The following is an 18846-nucleotide window of genomic DNA, read 5'->3' as shown; positions in this document are numbered from 1 at the left end:
CCATTGAAAAACCAAAAACGAAATACGATTCTATTCACCTACCTTGTTTTAGGACTGCTGTTTTTATTTTTAACCAATATCAGTTTAGGGTCGATAACCATTCCTTTTAAAGAAGTTTACCATAGTTTAAGTGGTGGTCATGCCAGTAAATCAACCTGGGAATACATCATCATGAATTACCGTTTACCCAAATCCATCACGGTTATCTTGGTAGGAATCGGACTTTCGATAAGTGGTCTATTAATGCAAACCCTGTTTAGAAATCCATTAGCCGGGCCTTATGTTTTAGGATTGAGTTCGGGAGCGAGTTTAGGAGTGGCCTTTACCATTTTAGGCGCAGGCTTACTTCCTCCTTTTTTACAGGAAATAGTACTTTCACCCTATGGAATTGTCTTAGCTTCAACCATTGGGAGTTCTCTTGTATTATTGGCAGTCTTATTGGTTTCTATTCGCTTGCGGGACACCATGACTATTTTGATTGTAGGACTGATGTTTGGGAGTTTAAGTAGCGCCATTGTGGGAACGTTAAGCTTTTTTAGCACTGCCGAACAATTGCAAAAATTTACCTTTTGGTCTTTAGGAAATTTAGGAAACCTTTCGTGGTCCTCCATTGTTATTTTATTGGTTTGCGTGTCCATTGGTTTATTGTTGAGCCTTTGGAGTATTAAACCATTAAACGCTTTACTTCTTGGCGAAAACTACGCCCGGAGTCTTGGCTTAAATTACAACAAAGCTCGATTGATAATCATTTTGGCGACCAGTATTCTGGCAGGAAGCATCACGGCTTTTGCAGGTCCTATTGCTTTCATTGGACTTGCAGTTCCGCATATAGCCAAATTGGTTTTTCACACCAGCAATCATACTGTTTTATTCTGGAGCACATTACTTTTTGGCGCTATTATCATGCTGATTTGCGATACCATTTCGCAGGTTCCCGGTGGTGAAATTACTTTACCTATTAATGCGGTAACTTCTATTTTTGGAGCACCAATTGTGATTTGGTTGTTGCTAAGAAAACAAAAAATGATTGGATAATTATAAATTTCCACCGCAAAGAGCGCAAGAAAAAATCATTCTTTATCTTTAAAAACACAAAGAATAGAAAGCTTTGTGCCCTTTGCGCAATACCTTGTAATCTTAATGGTTAAAAGTCCGCAACAGCATTAACAGATTCCTAAAAATATATAAGAAACAGAGCCTATTTTGTTAGATTTCGAAAAATCATCGTTTATAAACAGCATTCTGTTAAAAGTTTGTGCTTTTGTGAGTTTCAAAAACAGAATAAATCATTAAATTCGCAGTCTCAATCAATTTAGTAATCTGCAGAAGATGAAGACCGCATGGACAAACTTCATTTTTTACAACTAAAAAACAAATAAAATATATAGAAATGATGTGAGTTTGCTCATCGCATTTCACCAATAAAAACAAGTAAAATAAATAGAAATGAAATACGACGTTATTGTTTTAGGAAGTGGTCCCGGCGGATATGTAACTGCCATTAGAGCATCACAATTAGGCTTTAAAGTAGCCGTAGTTGAAAAAGAAAACTTAGGTGGAGTTTGTTTGAACTGGGGTTGTATCCCAACAAAAGCATTATTGAAATCGGCTCAGGTTTTTGATTATCTAAAACACGCTTCCGATTACGGATTGAAAGTTTCTGAATTTGACAAGGATTTCCCTGCTGTAATTCAACGTAGCCGTAATGTTGCTGATGGAATGAGCAAAGGAATTACTTTCCTGATGAAGAAAAACAAAATCGACGTTATTAATGGTTTTGGTAAATTAAAACCAGGTAAAAAATTAGACGTTACTGCTCAAGACGGAAAAGTTACTGAATACAGTGCGGATCATATTATCATTGCTACTGGTGCTCGTTCTCGTGAGTTGCCAAACTTACCACAAGATGGTGTAAAAGTAATTGGTTACCGTCAGGCAATGACTTTACCGGAACAACCAAAAAAGATGATTATCGTAGGTTCTGGAGCTATCGGAGTGGAATTTGCTCACTTCTATAACTCAATGGGAACTGAGGTTACTATCGTTGAATTTATGCCAAATGTAGTTCCTGTAGAAGACGAGGATATTTCTAAAGAATTTGAAAAAGCTTTGAAAAAATCCGGAATTACTGTAATGACTAATTCTTCTGTTGAGAAAATTGACACAACAGGAAAAGGAGTAAAAGCATTCGTTAAAACGGCAAAAGGAGAAGAAATTCTTGAAGCAGATATTTTATTATCAGCTGTTGGTATCAAAACTAACATTGAAAACATCGGATTAGAAGAAGTAGGTATCGCTACTGACAGAGATAAAATCTTAGTAAACGCTTACAACGCAACAAATATCCCAGGTTACTACGCTATTGGTGATGTAACTCCTGGACAGGCTTTGGCTCACGTAGCTTCTGCTGAAGGAATCAACTGTGTGGAGAAAATTGCAGGTATGCACGTAGAAGCTATCGATTACGGAAACGTACCGGGTTGTACTTATGCTACTCCTGAGATTGCTTCTGTAGGTTTAACTGAAAAAGCAGCCAGAGAAAAAGGATACGATTTAAAAATTGGAAAATTCCCATTCGTAGCTTCTGGAAAAGCAAAAGCTTCCGGAAATGCTGACGGATTTGTAAAAGTAATCTTTGATGCTAAATACGGTGAGTGGTTAGGATGTCACATGATTGGTGCCGGAGTTACTGATATGATTGCTGAGGCAGTTGTAGCCCGTAAACTAGAAACTACAGGTCACGAAATCTTGAAATCAATCCACCCACACCCAACCATGAGTGAGGCGGTTATGGAAGCTGTTGCTGCTGCTTATGGTGAAGTAATTCACATCTAGTAGTCATTGCGAGGGACGAAGCAATCTCATCCTTATAATTATAGAAATCCGATTGGTGCAAGCCAGTCGGATTTTTTTATGGCTATTTATTGGGGCGTGCCCCTGCTTCCACTCCGTTCCACCAGGGTCGGGCTGTACACTCCCGCTTCCCGATAAAAAATCGGGAGAGTTCCGCTGCCATCCCTCACGCAGCACAATTTCCATAACAACGAGTCATTGCGAGGGACGAAGCAATCACATAATAAATTAACAAATTGTAAGAATATTTAAATATATTTGAAACTGATAAAAACGAAACAAACCTTCGCCAATCTACTCGATTTTGGGTGTATTTGCGAAGGTTTGTTTCGCCTATAAACTAGTTAGCTGTAATTTTACCGAACGACGACACCAAACGAACTTTACAGACAAAAATATTGAACCTCACAGACAAATTTATTATTTAACACCGACTTACCTTTGCTGTATAAATCATTAAAAATAAAAGAAAATGAAAAAAACAGTAATTATCACAGGCGGAACAACAGGTATTGGAAAAGCAACAGCTTTACATTTTGCAAAAAATGGTTACAATGTAGTAATAACTAGTAGAAATGCTGACAAAGAAGCATCTGTAATTGCAGACTTTAAACAAAATGGTGCAGACATTACATTTCTACCTTTAGACGTAACAAACGAAGAACAAGTAAAATCAGTTATTGAAACGACAGTTAAAAAGTTTGGTAAATTAGATTCTATTGTAAACAACTCGGGAATTTCATTAGGAAATGCAGTATTAGCAGAAACAGAATCTAACGACTTAAAACAAATGCTTGAAACAAATGTAATGGGCGTTTATTATGGAATGAAATATGCAATCATAGAAATGCTGAAAACAGGTGGTGGAACAATTGTAAATTTAGCTTCCATAGCAGGATTAAATGGTTTGTATGCAACCGCACAATACAATGCATCAAAACACGCAGTTGTAGGTTTAACAAAAGGCGCATCTATTGATTATGCACAACAAGGAATTCGAGTTAATGCAGTTGCACCAGGAGCAATTAAAACAGATATTTTGAAAAACGCTATTGCTTCAGGAACATATGATGTTTCAAGCATTGAAGCAATTCATCCAATGAATAGATTAGGTGAAGTTGAAGATATTGCAAAAGCAATTTACTTTTTAGCATCTGACGAAAATACATTTATGACAGGAACTATTTTAAACATAGATGGCGGTTATAATGCAAAATAATCATATTAAAAATAAATAGAATATTTGTTTATTAATTAAAAAAATGAAATTATGATAAAAAATACTTTTGATTGGTACAACGGAGAAATTTTTGAAGGCAAATTTATATTAGGTTTTGGGCTATTTCTAATTGCAATTGCATTTCTGTTTTATTTATACGGAAATTTACCATCTGCCAAAGTGTTGCTTTTTCCTTTATTGGTTATTGGAATCTTTTTTACAGCAATTGGTGTAGGTAGCATTTATTCTAACAGCAAAAAAGTGGCACAAGTCGAACTAAAATTCAATGAAAATCAAGAACAATTCATACAAACAGAAATTAAACGAGTTGAAGATTTTCAATATCTTTATCCAATGTCAATTGGAATTAGTTTGTTTTGTTTTGCTGTTGCACTTGGATTGTTATATTTTGTAAAAAATATTCATTGGCAAGCAATTGCCATTGCTTTGATTTTATTTGGTTCTGCTTTTGCTATAATTGACTACTTTTCAAAAGAAAGAGCGACAATTTATTATGAAAAATTAACACATTTCAAATCCTAAATGTTACAAGATAGAACACAAATAAATATACTTTTCTCTTGCACAGGCGAACCAAAAAAAGATTTTGAGCCGTTTGTTCAAGACTTTGCTTTGTCATTCATCTTAACAGGAAAAATGATAATAAATAACGGAACAGAAACTACCGAATACAATGCTGGCGAGATTGGTTTTATATCAAAAAATCAATTAGTAAAAACGCAAAAACTGCCCCAAGACAATAAACCATTTATGGGAATTAGTATTTTTTTACCTAAAGAAACACTTTATAATTTCTCTAAAGAACATAACATTTTACCAAAAGGACAGTATACAGGCAAACCAAATTTTATATTTCCTCACGACCCATTTTTAAAAGGTTTTTTTGACTCTATTGTCCCTTATTTTGAAAATCCAGATGCGTTAACCGAAAATTTGGCAACAATAAAAACCAACGAAATCATAGAGCTTTTGATTAAAAAAACACAAATGCAAAATCTTCTATTCAATTTTCAAGATGATTTTAAAATTGATTTAGAAGCTTATATGAATAGAAATTTTACGCACAATATTCCGTTAGAACAATTTGCAAAACTAACAGGAAGAAGTATTTCAACATTCAAAAGAGATTTTCAGGAAATATTTAAAGAAACACCAAGTAAGTGGCTAATTAAAAAGCGACTTGACTTGGCACATTTTTTAATTACTAAACAAAACAAAAAACCAGTAGAAGTTTATTATGACGTTGGCTTTGTAAGTTTTGCTCATTTTTCTCGGACATTTAAAACAGAATTTAAAATAAACCCATCCGAAATAGAAAAAAACCACAGCTAACCGCTAGTAAGCGATAGTCGGGAATTTGGCTTAATTTAAAATAGTTTTGTACTTGGAAAAATAGTGATTAACCGAAATATTACGCTTACTTAACCCCGACCATCACCTACTAGCCAAACGTTATATTCAAACCATCAAACCAACCAATTGCTACACTTCAACAAAACTTATTTTGCATTCACGGTTCTGTTATTTCTGGCAGAAACGTTAATTGCTTTGTTTGTAAACGATCAATTGATAAGACCTTATTTTGGTGGTATTTTGGTAGTGATTTTGACCTATTGTTTTATCAAATCATTCTTCAATGTATCGGTTGGGACTGCTGCGGCTATTATAATTTTTGATTAACGATTATTTCATAATTAATTACACGAAATTATTCTTAAATACATTTCGTCATTTATTTTTACAGAAACTGTGACTTTTGTCCCAAATGAAAAAAAAGTTTAAACCGAAATTCGCAGAAAAAAATAATGACAAACAACATTCAACTCGGACTCAAAGAAAACTGGAAACAGTTTAGCTTGTTGGTAATCGTGAACGCCTTTGTTGGTGGGATGATCGGGATGGAAAGAACTATTTTTCCACAATTTGCCGAGTTAGAATTTGGTGTAGCTTCTAAAACAGCGATACTTTCATTTATTACAGCTTTTGGAATTACAAAAGCAATCACCAATTATTATACAGGACGTCTTGCTAATCAATTCGGACGGAGAAATTTACTTTTATTAGGATGGCTAATTGCTATTCCTATTCCTTTTCTACTTATTTATGCACCCGGTTGGAATTGGGTAATTTTTGCCAACATTCTTCTTGGAGCAAGCCAGGGACTTACCTGGAGTAGTACAGTGGTGATGAAAATTGACCTTGTTGGCGAAAAAGATCGTGGCTTTGCCATGGGATTAAACGAATTTTCAGGCTATTTTGCAGTGGGAATAATTGCATTCTTAACAGGGTATATTGCCAACAAATATGGCATTACACCCTATCCTTTTTATATTGGAATTGGTATTTCCATTGTTGGTTTTATTTTTACAGCCTTATGGATAAAAGACACCCGAATTTTTGTTCATAAAGAAAGCGCAACCGACACTACTGCACATCTTGAAAATGTATTTTTAGAAACCACTTTCAACAACAAAACATTAAGTTCTGTAACACAAGCAGGACTTATAAATAATTTGAATGACGGAATGATTTGGGGCTTGCTTCCTATTGTTCTGGTTTCACTAAACTACAACAACGAAAACACAGGAATAATTACCGCCATTTATCCAACCATTTGGGGGATAGGGCAACTATTCACCGGAAAAATGTCAGACCATTTCTCAAAAAAAGCAATGCTCTTTTGGGGAATGCTTCTTCAGGGATTGGCCATTTTACTTATTCCTTTCAGTCGGGACTTTTACATTTTGGCTTCTATTTCTGCAATTTTAGGCTTAGGAACCGCCTTGGTTTATCCTACATTTTTATCAACCATTGCGCAAGCAACAAGTCCTAAACAACGAGCTGAGAGTATTGGCACATTCCGACTTTGGAGAGACCTGGGCTATGCATTTGGCGCTATTATATCAGGTATTACAGCCGATATTTTTGGGGTTAAATATGCAATTTTTCTAATTGGAGGACTAACTATTATTTCTTCACTAATTATCAAATTCCGTATGCCCGAACAAATCAAAATAACTAACGGTTGATTGAAGTTAATTAAGGAAAACAAGCTCTCAAAACCACCACAAAAAAACAAATCACTGACAGAAGACTCCAAACAGTTACCTATCCCGGATGCTTTAAACATTTTACAAAAAGACCAGCCCCCCCTTTTAAAGCAATTTAAAGTAGGTTTCTTTTTTTTTTATTACACATAGCAACCTCAGTATAAATAACCCTCTCATTTAAAGCATTGTATCGTATTTTTTCATACATTTATATTTACTATAAAATAAACACAAACAAGCTGTTATAGTCATTTTCAGTATAACAGCATCACCTGTAGCCCCACGATTGCGCATCAAATTCAGTTGATTTTTTAAACCGGAATTTTGATTTGTTACCTGACGCATTGTCTTTATTAAAAACGGTTACTACTTAAACCTGACGTTACAGACAATATAAACCAAAAATCATGGCTATTGTAATCAAATTTAAACACAGCAACTTTACCGAAACCAAATATCTCGAAGCAATCAAAAAGCTTCAGGATGCCGGACAAGGGAATCCAAAAGGCAGAAGTTACCATGTATGCTATGGAAACAATAATGAAGTAGACATTCTGGATGTATGGGAAAGTATGGAAGATTTTGAAGCTTTTGGTGAAATATTGATTCCTATCCTAAATTCTATGGAGGTAAAACTAGGTGTTCCTGATATCCAAAATATATTCGGAATTATAAAAGGATACTAAACAAATCCACAGCCAATACCAATTATTTAGCTATTGTATACTACATACAATTACATCATGAAAAAATTATTAACCTTAAAAAAATTAATTATGATTATCGTTCAAGAAACTTTTATTTGTAAGCCCGGGAACGCTTCTAAATTAGCCAATCTTTTTAAAGAAATAATGACTGACAGAACTGAACTCATCCATATTTTAACTGATCTTACCGGCGAATTTAACAAAGTGATTATGCTTAGCCAATACGAGAGCATTTCGGCCTACGAACAATCTTATAAGGAATATATGCAAAACAGTGAAGAAGTTAAAAAGATGAAGGAAAAAATGAAAGGTTACCATGAAATGTATTATAGCGGAAGTAGAGAAATTTACCATGTTTGGTAAAACAAATAGTAATATTCAAAACACAACATTATGGAAAACAATACAAGTCTTTATGAAAGATTAGGTGGCATCAAAGGAATAGAAGCCATCGCAGATGACATTGTGGAACTACACATGATTAATCCACATATAAAAGCAAGATTTCTTCCTTTAAAGGATAATCCCCAGCATTTTTCGGAAGTTCGCAAGCATTTAATCCATTTTTTAGCTGCAGGTAGTGGTGGTCCCGAAGCATATACAGGAAAAGACATGACAACGGCTCACAAAGGAATGAACATTAGTAATGGCGAATATATGGATGCAATAGATGACATTATGAAAGCTCTTAATAAGAATAATATCGATGAACAAACCCAAAAAGATGTTTTGTACATTGCCTATTCACTCAAAGCAAGCATGCTGCATGTTTAAACAATTAAACCCTCTCAGCTAATTACCTGAAAAAATGGTTTATACAAATCCCTGATATCAATATCAATGAAAATCTGTAGCAATTACAAAAACTGACTTTTGCTGTAAATATTCAACCAATTAATAAAATAAAGAACCTTGTTGAAATCTTTTAGGCAAGGTTTATTTTTTAATAAAAACAGAACATCTGTTTGAAACTAAAAAAGCAGCACAAGCCTCACTTTTAGGTATCTTATTATTTTTAATTAAAATTATTCTAAACAATAGCTAGGATTTTACATACTAATTTCATAATTTAACCGTTACAAACAAAATACCACATTCGCATACGATTTAACTGAATCTTTAACCATTAAATCTATATCTTATGTCAAATCACAGTCTTTATGAAAGCAAATGGATTAACCTAGTTTTCGAAAACAGAAACAAAGAGTACGGCGCTTTTCAATTGCGTCAGGAAACCACAAAAACATCTTTTAAGGCACTTACTCTGGGTATTTTATTATGCACTGCATTAATTGTAATCCCTAATTTATTGCATGTCTTTAATGGTAAAGAAATCAGTATTCCCGTCGATGTAGACTGGAGTAAAACGGTGATACAGTTAGATGAAATTTATCAGGCTGAAAAACAAGCTAAGGCTGCCGCACCTGCCCCACCTCCTGCTCAATCTCAGTCTACCACAGACGTCATTGACACAAAACAGCTTATCAATCCTACAGTAGTAAGCGCTACACAAGCTACTCCTGCGACAACATATACCTTAGACCGAACAAATCCTGTAGAAAATCCATCCAACGGAATGACTACTTCTGGTTCTGAAGGAGGTGTAATCGGTGGCGTTGAAGGCGGAACAATTAACGGAACTGGTGTTGGAACCGGAAATGGAGACACTAACGGAACCGAAATTATTAATTCGGGTGTATTAGACAGAAAACCGGAGTTTCCCGGAGGTATCGAAAAATTTTATCGCTATGTAGGGAATCATTTTGTAAGCCCTACTATGGAAGAAAGCAGAAATGTGCGTATTACGGTTTCTTTTGTAGTAGAAAAAGACGGCAGTATGACTGATATCAAAGTGTTAAATCATCCCGGAGCAGCTTTAGAAAGAGAAGCTGTTCGAGTGCTAAAATCTATCAAAGCCAAATGGTCTCCAGGTATTTACAACGCTAAACCTGTAAGAACAGCTTACAACTTGCCTATTGTAGTACAAATTGAATAAAATGGATTTTGATAAAAAACAAAAAAGCATTCATTAATTCGAATGCTTTTTTTATTTTACGGGGATTCACTTACAAAACCAACTTTAAAAATCATTTTATTTTTTTTAACAAAACTCTCCATAAGCTACTGCATTTAAAACAGCTCTTTTTAAATCAACATTCCGTATATTTGTAGCCTTAAAATTGATTTATGGAGACTACTTTAGATACTACCACAGCAGTTGGAACCCAAGGCTTATCCGAAACAAACATCGCTAAACCAAAATGGTTAAAAGTAAAACTTCCTATCGGGAAAAAATATACTGAACTTCGTGGTCTGGTTGATAAATACAGCCTAAACACTATTTGTACCTCGGGAAGTTGTCCTAATATGGGAGAATGTTGGGGCGAAGGAACCGCTACCTTTATGATTTTAGGAAATACTTGTACGCGTTCTTGTGGCTTTTGCGGTGTAAAAACAGGTCGTCCGGAAACAGTAGACTGGGATGAACCAGAAAAAGTAGCCCGTTCTATTAAAATCATGAACATCAAACATGCAGTTATTACCAGTGTTGACCGTGACGATTTAAAAGACGGTGGTTCTATCATTTGGATGGAAACTGTAAGAGCTATTCGCAGAATGAACCCAAATACAACTCTTGAAACTTTAATTCCGGACTTTCAGGGAATCGAAAGAAATATTGATCGTATTGTGGAAGCAAATCCTGAAGTGGTTTCTCATAACATGGAAACGGTACGCCGTTTGACTCGTGAAGTACGTATTCAGGCTAAATACGACCGAAGTTTAGAAGTATTACGCTATTTAAAAGAAAAAGGAATCAACAGAACCAAATCAGGAATCATGTTAGGTCTGGGCGAAGAAGAAGAAGAAGTTTTCCAAACCATGAGAGACTTACGTGCTGCTAATGTAGATGTAGTCACTATTGGTCAATACTTACAGCCCAGTAAAAAACATTTACCCGTTAAGGAATTCATCACACCGGAACAATTTGCCCGATATGAACAATTTGGTTTAGAATTAGGTTTCCGTCATGTTGAAAGCGGACCCTTAGTTCGTTCTTCATACAAAGCACAAAAACACATATTATAAAAAGTTGATTCGGTTAATCGTTTATTTGCTTAACCGATTAAACAGTTAAACAAATAAACAAGAAACTTGAAAATAAGAATTGCCATCAATGGTTTTGGTCGAATTGGCCGAAACCTGTTTCGCCTACTTTTAAATCATCCTGAAATAGAAGTTGTTGCTATTAATGATATTGCCGACACTAAAACGATGGCACATCTAATCAAATACGACAGTATTCACGGTGTTTTACCGCAAACGGTAAGTGCAGATGAAAAAGGATTTTCAATTGATGGAACGCATTTTGCATTTTTCCACGAAAAAAATATTTCCGACCTGAACTGGAAAGATTTAAATATCGATTTTGTAATTGAATCCACAGGAAAATTCAAAACTTACGAAGACTTAAACAAACACATTATTGCCGGTGCTAAAAAAGTAATTCTTTCGGCACCATCAGAAGTTGACACAATAAAAACAGTTGTTTTAGGTGTCAACGAACATATTCTTGACGGTACTGAAAAAATCATTTCTAATGCGAGTTGTACCACTAACAATTCCGCTCCAATGATTAAAATAATCGATGAACTTTGCGGAATTGAACAAGCATATATCACTACTATCCATTCCTTTACTACTGACCAAAGTTTACACGACCAGCCACATAAGGATTTACGAAGAGCCAGAGGTGCCAGCCAGTCTATTGTTCCTACAACTACAGGAGCGGCTAAAGCACTAACAAAAATTTTTCCTATATTAGAGGGCAAAATTGGCGGATGTGGAATCCGTGTTCCTGTTCCGGATGGCTCGCTTACCGACATTACTTTTAATGTTAAAAAAGCAGTATCTATTGAAGAAATTAATGAAGCTTTTAAATTAGCTTCGCAAAATGAACTAAAAGGAATACTCGATTACACCGAAGACCCAATCGTATCAGTTGATATTGTAGGAAACAGAAATTCCTGCTTATTTGATGCCCAACTTACTTCAGTTATTGATAAAATGGTAAAAGTAGTAGGATGGTATGACAACGAAATTGGTTATTCATCCCGTTTAATAGATTTAATACTTTTGACCAAACCTAATTAACTGAATGAAATTACAAATCAATTTTTTTCTGATTTTAGTTTTTTTATTTAATTCAGTTCTGTACTCTCAAATAGCAGAAACAGACAGCATTAGCCATTACAATAATCTGGCTAATGCGAATATTAAAACAAATAAGTACAAAGATGCTTTTTTGTTTACCCAAAAAGCTATTGATTATGCCCAAGAACATTCAAATACAACAGATCAGGCCATTCAAACAGCTAAATTAGGTAAGCTCTACTATAACCTAAAAAAATATGATGATGCTATCGAAAAATTAACCGAAAGCATCAATCTTTTCAAATCAATAAGCCCAACTGCAGAATATGCTAAAGCTTTTTATTATCTGGGACTAAGTCATATAAAAGACTCTAATTTTACAGCAGCTAAAATCAGTATTTATAAATCGGCTGAAATTTCAAAAGCATTACAAATTAAAGATAATGACGATTTAATTATTCTTCAAAAGGCAATTATTGATCGGGTTACAAAAAAACCAGACTTAGCTTCTGTTCGTTTAAACAGTATTATTTCTAAACCGGACACTCCAAATTTTCTTGATACTAAAGCCGAAGCTTTGTTTCAAATGGGACTCATTGAAGAACAAAAAAACCTCAACAACTTAGCGCTGAGTTATTTTAACAAAGCCTTAAATTTAAACGCTAAAAATCAAAATTTAGAACAAAAATCCAATATTTTACTTGCCATCAGTCGTACATATGAAAAAATGCTGGACAAGAGCAATGCTTATTCCTATTTAAAACTACACCTGAATTTAAAAGAAAATATTGCAATTTCTAACAATGAAAAGTTAGGGATAAACGACTATGAAACTTTTAAAGAAAACCAAAGAAAACTTACTTTAGCCCGCACAGAAAAAAAGAAAAAAGATCAGGAACGAACAGACAAATTCTCCCGATTAATCAATTATTTATCCATTGCACTCATTGCAATTCTTTCATTATTAAGCTTTTCCCTGTACAAAAACAATAATATTAAAAAGAAAACAAATCTACTTTTACAGGAAAAAAATAACGAACTTATAATTGCCAAAGAAAAAGCAGAAAAAGCCTCTAATGCCAGAGCTGAATTTCTTTCTACCGTAAGTCACGAATTACGAACTCCGCTGAACGCCATCAATGGAATCACACATCTCTTATTAGAAGAAAAACCCAAAAAATCCCAATTACACTATCTTAGTTCGTTACAATATTCCGGGAATTATCTGACCGCTTTTATCAATGATATCCTTGAAATCAATAAAATTGATTCGAATAAAATTGAGTTAGAACACATCCATTTTAATCTTAAAAAGCTATTAGAGGATATCAGAAACTCCTTAATTGAAATTGCAACCAAAAACAAAAATGAATTCATTCTGGATTTTGATTCCCAAATTCCAAATAATTTAATTGGAGACCCAATTCGATTATCGCAAATTTTCATGAATCTAATCAACAATGCGCTTAAATTTACCAAGAATGGAAAAGTAAGCATTGTAGCAAAACTAAAATCTTTGGAAGACCAAGCCGCTATTGTATCTTTCGAAATCAAAGACACAGGAATTGGAATTCCGGAAGAAAAATTAGAAAGTGTTTTTGAGAGTTTCTCTCAGGGTTCAACCGAAATCAACCGAAAATACGGAGGTACCGGTTTAGGATTAACAATCGTAAAAAAACTCATAAACCTATTAGGCAGCGAAATCCATTTAAAAAGTAATGTTGGCGAAGGCTCTGCTTTCTCCTTTGATTTGAAATTAACAACAGCTAAAGACCAAATTGAATTAAAGCCTCAAAATGAAATTACTTTTGATCTCTCTAAAATAAAAGGCAAAAACATCTTAGTGGTTGAAGACAACAAAATCAACCAAATGATTACTAAACGAATGCTTGAAAACAGAGAGATTCACTGTGAAGTAATTGACAACGGTGAAGAAGCCATTGAAGTTATTAAAAACAATAAATTCGATTTAGTCCTTATGGATGTTCATCTACCAGGTATCAACGGAACTATTGCTACTCAGGAAATTCGAAAATTTGATACCACTACCCCTATCATTGCAATGACAGCTATTTCTTTAAACGAAAATAGAGAAATGCTACTGTCTTTTGGGATGAATGACGTTATTACCAAACCTTTTATACCGAACGACTTCTATCTAATTTTATCCAAGCATTTAGCTAACTAAACGTTCAATATCAAATCTTTAATCAACATTCTCACCTTAGGTTCTGCTTTTCTGGCTGCTTCTAAAACCTCATCGTGCGAAATAGCCTCGATACTTCCTTCGTCTCCCATATCTGTAATTACAGAAATTCCAAAAGTTTCCAAATCCATATGACGTGCCACGATAACTTCAGGAACAGTAGACATTCCTACACAATCCGCTCCCAGAATTTTTACCATTCTGTATTCGGCTAAGGTTTCAAAAGTTGGGCCTTGTAAACCCAAATAAATTCCGTCTTTAACTTCTATGTTATTTTTTTGTGCCAATTCTTTCGCAAGAGCAATCATTTTTTTAGAATAAGGTTCGCTCATGTTTACGAATCTTGGTCCAAAACGCTCGTCATTTTTTCCGCGCAAAGGATGCTCCGGAACCAAATTAATATGATCGTTAATAAGAACAATATCCCCTACTTTATATTTAGGATTCACACCGCCCGAAGCATTGGAAACAATCAATTTACTAATTCCCAAATATTTCATTACACGCACCGGAAAAGTAACTTCCTGCATCGAATAACCTTCATAATAATGAAAGCGACCTTGCATGGCCACCACTTTTTTCTCTCCAATAGTTCCAAAAACCAAAGCGCCTTTATGTCCCTGAACAGTAGATACAGGAAAATTTGGAATTTCACTATAAGGCAATACATATTCAATCTGAATATCTTCGGTAAAATTACCCAAGCCCGAGCCTAATATTACACCGAATTCCGGAGTAAAACGAGTTTTCTCTTTGATATAACTAACGGTCTCTTGTACTAGCTCCCACATAATCTTTAATTTTTTTATCAAATGTTGCTTTTCCTGAAAGAAACTTACTTTGGATTGGCAAATAAAAAAGCTGTTCAACAGGCAAACTTCCCTTCAGTCGAACATAATCTTTTTCGGTAGTAATAATAATTGCATCCTGAGCCTTAACTATAATTTCCTGAATATCATTCTCAGAAAAATGATGATGATCCGGAAAAGTCAAACAGGGATCATTCGCATTTTTTAAATGAGCAAAAAAAGGTTCGGGCTTAGCAATTCCTGCCAAAAGCAGTTTTTGTTCTTCCCTTATTTCGCTTAGCTCAATCTTGCTGTTTTCTGAATAAATACAATCATCATAGGCTATACAACTAAAGTACAACTGCTGATTTACAGCCAATTTTAATTTGTTTTTTATCAAAAGTTGCTCAGCTTCCGAAAGATTTGGCGGACATTTAGTAACCACAACTACATCAGCTCTACGAGCTCCGCTTCTGCTTTCTCTCAAATTTCCCGTTGGCAAAATAAAATCATCGGCATAGATATCACCATAAGCGGTCAGCAAAATATAAAATCCCGCTTTTACTTTTCGGTGCTGGTACGCATCATCTAGCAAAATCACTTCCGGTTTTGGATTTTTCGAAAGTAATTGCTCAATACCATTCTTTCTATTGGCATCTACAGCAACCTGAATATTTGGGAATTTTTGAAAAAACTGAAACGGTTCATCACCTAAAATTTCGGCATTTACATTGGCATCAGCCAAAACAAAACCTTCTGATTTTCGTTTATAACCACGACTTAAAGTAGCTACTTTGTATTTTGTAGAAAGTAAACGAATTAAATATTCTATTTGAGGCGTTTTTCCTGTTCCTCCTACCGATAAATTTCCAACCGCAATTATTGGTAAATCAAAAGCATAGGATTTTAAAATTCCTTTATCAAAAAGAAAATTCCGGATGGCTGTTACCAATCCATATAAAATAGCGAAAGGAAAAAGTATTTTTCGAAGTAAATTCATATTACGAAAGTATATTTTTTATTTTAAAGTTGATTTGTTTATTCGTTAATTTGTTTAAGCTAAAAAACCAAAATCATGAAAATAAAAGAAATTCTTTCTGTTCTCGAAGAAATGGCTCCGCTTGCCTATGCTGAGGATTTTGACAACGTTGGTTTATTAGTTGGCGACCAAAATACCGAAGCCACTGGCGTTTTAGTTTGTCATGATGCTTTAGAAAATGTTATTGACGAAGCTATTGCAAAAAAATGCAATCTGGTGGTTTGCTTCCATCCTATTTTATTTTCGGGTTTAAAGAAAATTACAGGCAAAAATTATGTGGAACGCTCACTACTTAAGGCCATCAAAAACGATATTGCCATTTATGCCGTTCACACTGCTCTGGACAATCATAAAGAAGGGGTGAACAAAATAGTTTGTGATGCACTCGGATTGACAAAAACCAGAATATTGATTCCGAAGCAGAATTTTATTCGAAAATTAATCACTTATACGATTCCTGAAAATGCGGAAAAATTACGCAATGCTTTATTTGATGCCGGAGCAGGAAAAATAGGTAATTATGAAGATTGCAGTTTTAATTCTAAAGGAATTGGGACTTATATGGGCAACGAAGACAGCAATCCCGAAATTGGCGAACGCTTTGAATTTGTAGAAAGCGATGAAATCAAAATCGAAGTCACTTTCGAAAAATATTTGCAATCCAAAATTCTAAAAGCACTTTTTAAAAACCACGTTTACGAAGAAGTGGCTTATGAAATTTATGATTTGCAAAATGCACATCAAAATATTGGTTTAGGAATGATAGGCGAACTGGAAAATCCTATGGATGAAAAAGACTTTTTGCTCATGGTACAAGAAAAAATGCAGGCAGATGGTATTCGTCATTCTACATTTTTGGGCAAAAAAATCCAAAAAGTAGCTGTGTTGGGAGGTTCAGGAAGTTTTGCCATAAAAAACGCTATTCAGGCCGGAGCCGATGCATTTTTGACTGCCGATTTAAAATACCATCAGTTTTATGAGGCCGAAAATCAATTAATTTTAGCAGATATTGGACATTTTGAAAGTGAACGCTATACAAAAAATTATATTGTTGATTTTCTTAGGAAAAAAATCCTTAATTTTGCCATCATTTTATCAGAAGAAAATACAAATCCAGTTAAGTACTTATAGAATATAAATATGACTAATACGAAAGAATTAAGTGTTGAGGACAAGTTAAGAGCCATCTACGATTTACAATTGATCGACTCTAGAATTGACGAAATTAGAAATGTAAGAGGAGAACTTCCTCTTGAAGTGGAAGATTTAGAAGATGAAGTTGCTGGTTTAAGCACTCGTTCTGAAAAACTAAAAGCGGAGCTTGAAGTAATTGAAGAGCAAATTAAAGCTAAAAAGAATAGCATCGACGAGCACAAAGAGGCTATCAAAAAATATACTAAACAACAGGAAAGCGTTCGTAACAACAGAGAATTCAACTCTTTAACTAAAGAAATCGAATTCCAAGAGCTTGAAATTCAATTAGCTGAAAAGCAAATGAAAGAAATGAAAGCTTCAATCGAACACAAAAAAGAGATTATTGCTCAATCTAAAGAGAAATTAGAATTAAAGTCAAATCATCTAAAACATAAAAAATTAGAATTAGATGATATCATGGCAGAAACTGCTAAGGAAGAAGAATACCTAACTCAAAAGTCAGCAGAATTCCAAGAGCAAATCGAAGAAAGATTATTAGCTGCTTACAAAAGAATTCGTTCAAGTGTTCGTAACGGATTAGCAGTAGTATCTATCGAAAGAGGAGCTTCTGCAGGTTCTTTCTTCACTATTCCTCCACAAACTCAGGTGGAGATTGCTTCCAGAAAAAAAATCATCATCGATGAGCATTCAGGAAGAATTTTAGTTGACAGTAGCTTAGCTGAAGAAGAAAAAGAAAAAATGGAAAACTTATTCGCAAGTATTTAATTATATTTAAGTCCCGATTAACCATCGGGACTTTTTTATTATGAAAAAAGCACTTTATTTTCTTTTTACCAAAACCATTGGTTTTTACATAAATATTCTAAGCTATATCTTACCTGATAAAGCCAGCCAACTCGCTTATGCTATTTTTAGTGAACCGCGAGATGGGAGATTAGACAAAGACAAGCTCCCTGAAATCCTTCGTGATACTCAAAAAGAGACCTACCACTATCAGGGACAACAATTCCAGAGTTATACCTGGCAGGGAAATGAAAACGTTATTTTATTAGTACACGGTTGGGAAAGCAATGCTTCGCGTTGGGAAAAACTTTTAATTCACTTAAAAAAATCCGGCAGTACCATTATTGCAATCGATGCTCCCGCTCATGGATTATCCAGCGGCAAAGAATTCAATATTCCGCAATATGCCGCTTTTATTGACATTATTGTCCAGAAATTCAATCCTAAATACCTTATTGGTCATTCTTTAGGGGGAAAAACCTGCCTTTATTATCAATCTACTTACCAAAACAACAACATTGAGAAAATCGTTATTTTAGGTTCTCCAAGTGATTTCAAAATCATTCTTAACAATTACATCAGTCTATTAAGTTTGAACGCTAAAATATCGAAAGAACTAGAAAATCATTACCTCAAAGTTTTTAATCTCGAATTAGAACATTTTTCAGGAAAACTATTTGCTTCCAAAATAAAAACCAAAGGACTCATTGCCCATGACACCGAAGACACCATCGTATTATTTGAAGAAGCAAAAAAAATAGCCAGTTCCTGGCAAGATGCCGTTTTTATTGAAACCAAAGGTTTGGGACACAGTCTTCACGGAGAAGAGTTATACCAGAAAGTATATCAGTTCCTTTTTGAATAACTATCCAA

The 18846-nt window shown here is 34.5% G+C and carries 19 protein-coding genes; 17 read left to right on the top strand and 2 right to left on the bottom strand.

What is annotated here, in order from left to right; genetic code table 11:
• Nucleotides 1-3: 3 nt before the first annotated feature.
• From BLR17_RS12985 to BLR17_RS12925, 14 genes are all read left to right on the top strand, one after another.
• Complete coding sequence (locus BLR17_RS12985) at nucleotides 4-1035, top strand: iron ABC transporter permease (protein WP_066328832.1); 1032 nt, start codon at nucleotides 4-6, stop codon at nucleotides 1033-1035.
• A gap of 411 nt (nucleotides 1036-1446) precedes the next feature.
• Nucleotides 1447-2835, top strand: coding sequence for a dihydrolipoyl dehydrogenase (gene lpdA / locus BLR17_RS12980; protein ID WP_066328830.1), 1389 nt, complete (start codon nucleotides 1447-1449; stop codon nucleotides 2833-2835).
• Nucleotides 2836-3325: 490 nt separating this feature from the next.
• Nucleotides 3326-4072, top strand: a complete 747-nt coding sequence (locus BLR17_RS12975; protein ID WP_066328829.1) for an SDR family NAD(P)-dependent oxidoreductase — start codon at nucleotides 3326-3328, stop codon at nucleotides 4070-4072.
• 51 nt (nucleotides 4073-4123) lie between these two features.
• The gene (locus BLR17_RS12970) at nucleotides 4124-4615 is read left to right on the top strand and encodes a hypothetical protein (protein ID WP_066328828.1); all 492 of its coding nucleotides are present in this window, start codon (nucleotides 4124-4126) and stop codon (nucleotides 4613-4615) included.
• Nucleotides 4616-5425 carry a helix-turn-helix domain-containing protein gene (locus tag BLR17_RS12965; protein WP_066328827.1) on the top strand — a complete coding sequence of 270 codons (810 nt, stop codon included), beginning with the start codon at nucleotides 4616-4618 and terminating at the stop codon, nucleotides 5423-5425.
• A 147-nt stretch (nucleotides 5426-5572) separates the two neighbouring features.
• The gene (locus tag BLR17_RS16445; RefSeq protein ID WP_139068386.1) at nucleotides 5573-5773 is read left to right on the top strand and encodes a hypothetical protein; all 201 of its coding nucleotides are present in this window, start codon (nucleotides 5573-5575) and stop codon (nucleotides 5771-5773) included.
• Nucleotides 5774-5898: 125 nt separating this feature from the next.
• A complete protein-coding gene (locus tag BLR17_RS12960) occupies nucleotides 5899-7122 on the top strand; it encodes an MFS transporter (RefSeq protein ID WP_066328825.1) in 1224 nt (407 codons plus the stop codon).
• 428 nt (nucleotides 7123-7550) lie between these two features.
• On the top strand, nucleotides 7551-7829 hold the full coding sequence (locus BLR17_RS12955; RefSeq protein WP_066328824.1) for a hypothetical protein: 279 nt from the start codon (nucleotides 7551-7553) through the stop codon (nucleotides 7827-7829).
• 90 nt (nucleotides 7830-7919) lie between these two features.
• A complete protein-coding gene (locus BLR17_RS12950; RefSeq protein ID WP_066328999.1) occupies nucleotides 7920-8213 on the top strand; it encodes an NIPSNAP family protein in 294 nt (97 codons plus the stop codon).
• A 30-nt stretch (nucleotides 8214-8243) separates the two neighbouring features.
• Nucleotides 8244-8624 (top strand): group I truncated hemoglobin, encoded by a 381-nt coding sequence (locus tag BLR17_RS12945; protein ID WP_066328823.1) that lies wholly within the window; start codon nucleotides 8244-8246, stop codon nucleotides 8622-8624.
• A gap of 367 nt (nucleotides 8625-8991) precedes the next feature.
• Complete coding sequence (locus BLR17_RS12940; protein WP_066328822.1) at nucleotides 8992-9846, top strand: energy transducer TonB; 855 nt, start codon at nucleotides 8992-8994, stop codon at nucleotides 9844-9846.
• Nucleotides 9847-10037: 191 nt separating this feature from the next.
• On the top strand, nucleotides 10038-10937 hold the full coding sequence (lipA, locus tag BLR17_RS12935; RefSeq protein ID WP_066328821.1) for a lipoyl synthase: 900 nt from the start codon (nucleotides 10038-10040) through the stop codon (nucleotides 10935-10937).
• Between the two features lie 66 nt (nucleotides 10938-11003).
• Nucleotides 11004-12002 (top strand): type I glyceraldehyde-3-phosphate dehydrogenase, encoded by a 999-nt coding sequence (gene gap / locus BLR17_RS12930; RefSeq protein WP_066328820.1) that lies wholly within the window; start codon nucleotides 11004-11006, stop codon nucleotides 12000-12002.
• A 4-nt stretch (nucleotides 12003-12006) separates the two neighbouring features.
• Nucleotides 12007-14190, top strand: coding sequence for a tetratricopeptide repeat-containing hybrid sensor histidine kinase/response regulator (locus BLR17_RS12925; RefSeq protein ID WP_066328819.1), 2184 nt, complete (start codon nucleotides 12007-12009; stop codon nucleotides 14188-14190).
• Here BLR17_RS12925 and BLR17_RS12920 read toward each other — a convergent pair.
• Entirely contained in the window at nucleotides 14187-14999 is an 813-nt protein-coding gene (locus BLR17_RS12920) for a purine-nucleoside phosphorylase (RefSeq protein ID WP_066328818.1), read from the bottom strand. The two genes, BLR17_RS12925 and BLR17_RS12920, sit on opposite strands and share 4 nt — an antisense overlap.
• Nucleotides 14971-15996: a tetraacyldisaccharide 4'-kinase gene (gene lpxK, locus BLR17_RS12915; protein ID WP_066328817.1), complete on the bottom strand. Its 1026-nt coding sequence runs from the start codon at nucleotides 15994-15996 to the stop codon at nucleotides 14971-14973. Before lpxK ends, BLR17_RS12920 begins: the two co-directional genes overlap by 29 nt.
• A 75-nt stretch (nucleotides 15997-16071) precedes the next feature.
• Here lpxK and BLR17_RS12910 point away from each other — a divergent pair, with 75 nt between their 5' ends.
• The 3 genes from BLR17_RS12910 to BLR17_RS12900 are packed head-to-tail and all read left to right on the top strand — an operon-like array spanning nucleotide 16072 to nucleotide 18838.
• Nucleotides 16072-17166, top strand: a complete 1095-nt coding sequence (locus tag BLR17_RS12910) for a Nif3-like dinuclear metal center hexameric protein (protein WP_066328813.1) — start codon at nucleotides 16072-16074, stop codon at nucleotides 17164-17166.
• Nucleotides 17167-17175: 9 nt separating this feature from the next.
• The gene (locus BLR17_RS12905) at nucleotides 17176-17955 is read left to right on the top strand and encodes a zinc ribbon domain-containing protein (protein WP_066328812.1); all 780 of its coding nucleotides are present in this window, start codon (nucleotides 17176-17178) and stop codon (nucleotides 17953-17955) included.
• 40 nt (nucleotides 17956-17995) lie between these two features.
• Nucleotides 17996-18838, top strand: coding sequence for an alpha/beta hydrolase (locus tag BLR17_RS12900; RefSeq protein WP_066328811.1), 843 nt, complete (start codon nucleotides 17996-17998; stop codon nucleotides 18836-18838).
• The last annotated feature ends 8 nt before the right edge of the window (nucleotides 18839-18846 follow it).

This window comes from Flavobacterium glycines (assembly GCF_900100165.1).
Classification (GTDB): Bacteria; Bacteroidota; Bacteroidia; order Flavobacteriales; family Flavobacteriaceae; genus Flavobacterium; species Flavobacterium glycines.
This window is presented reverse-complemented; position numbering and strand designations above follow the sequence as displayed.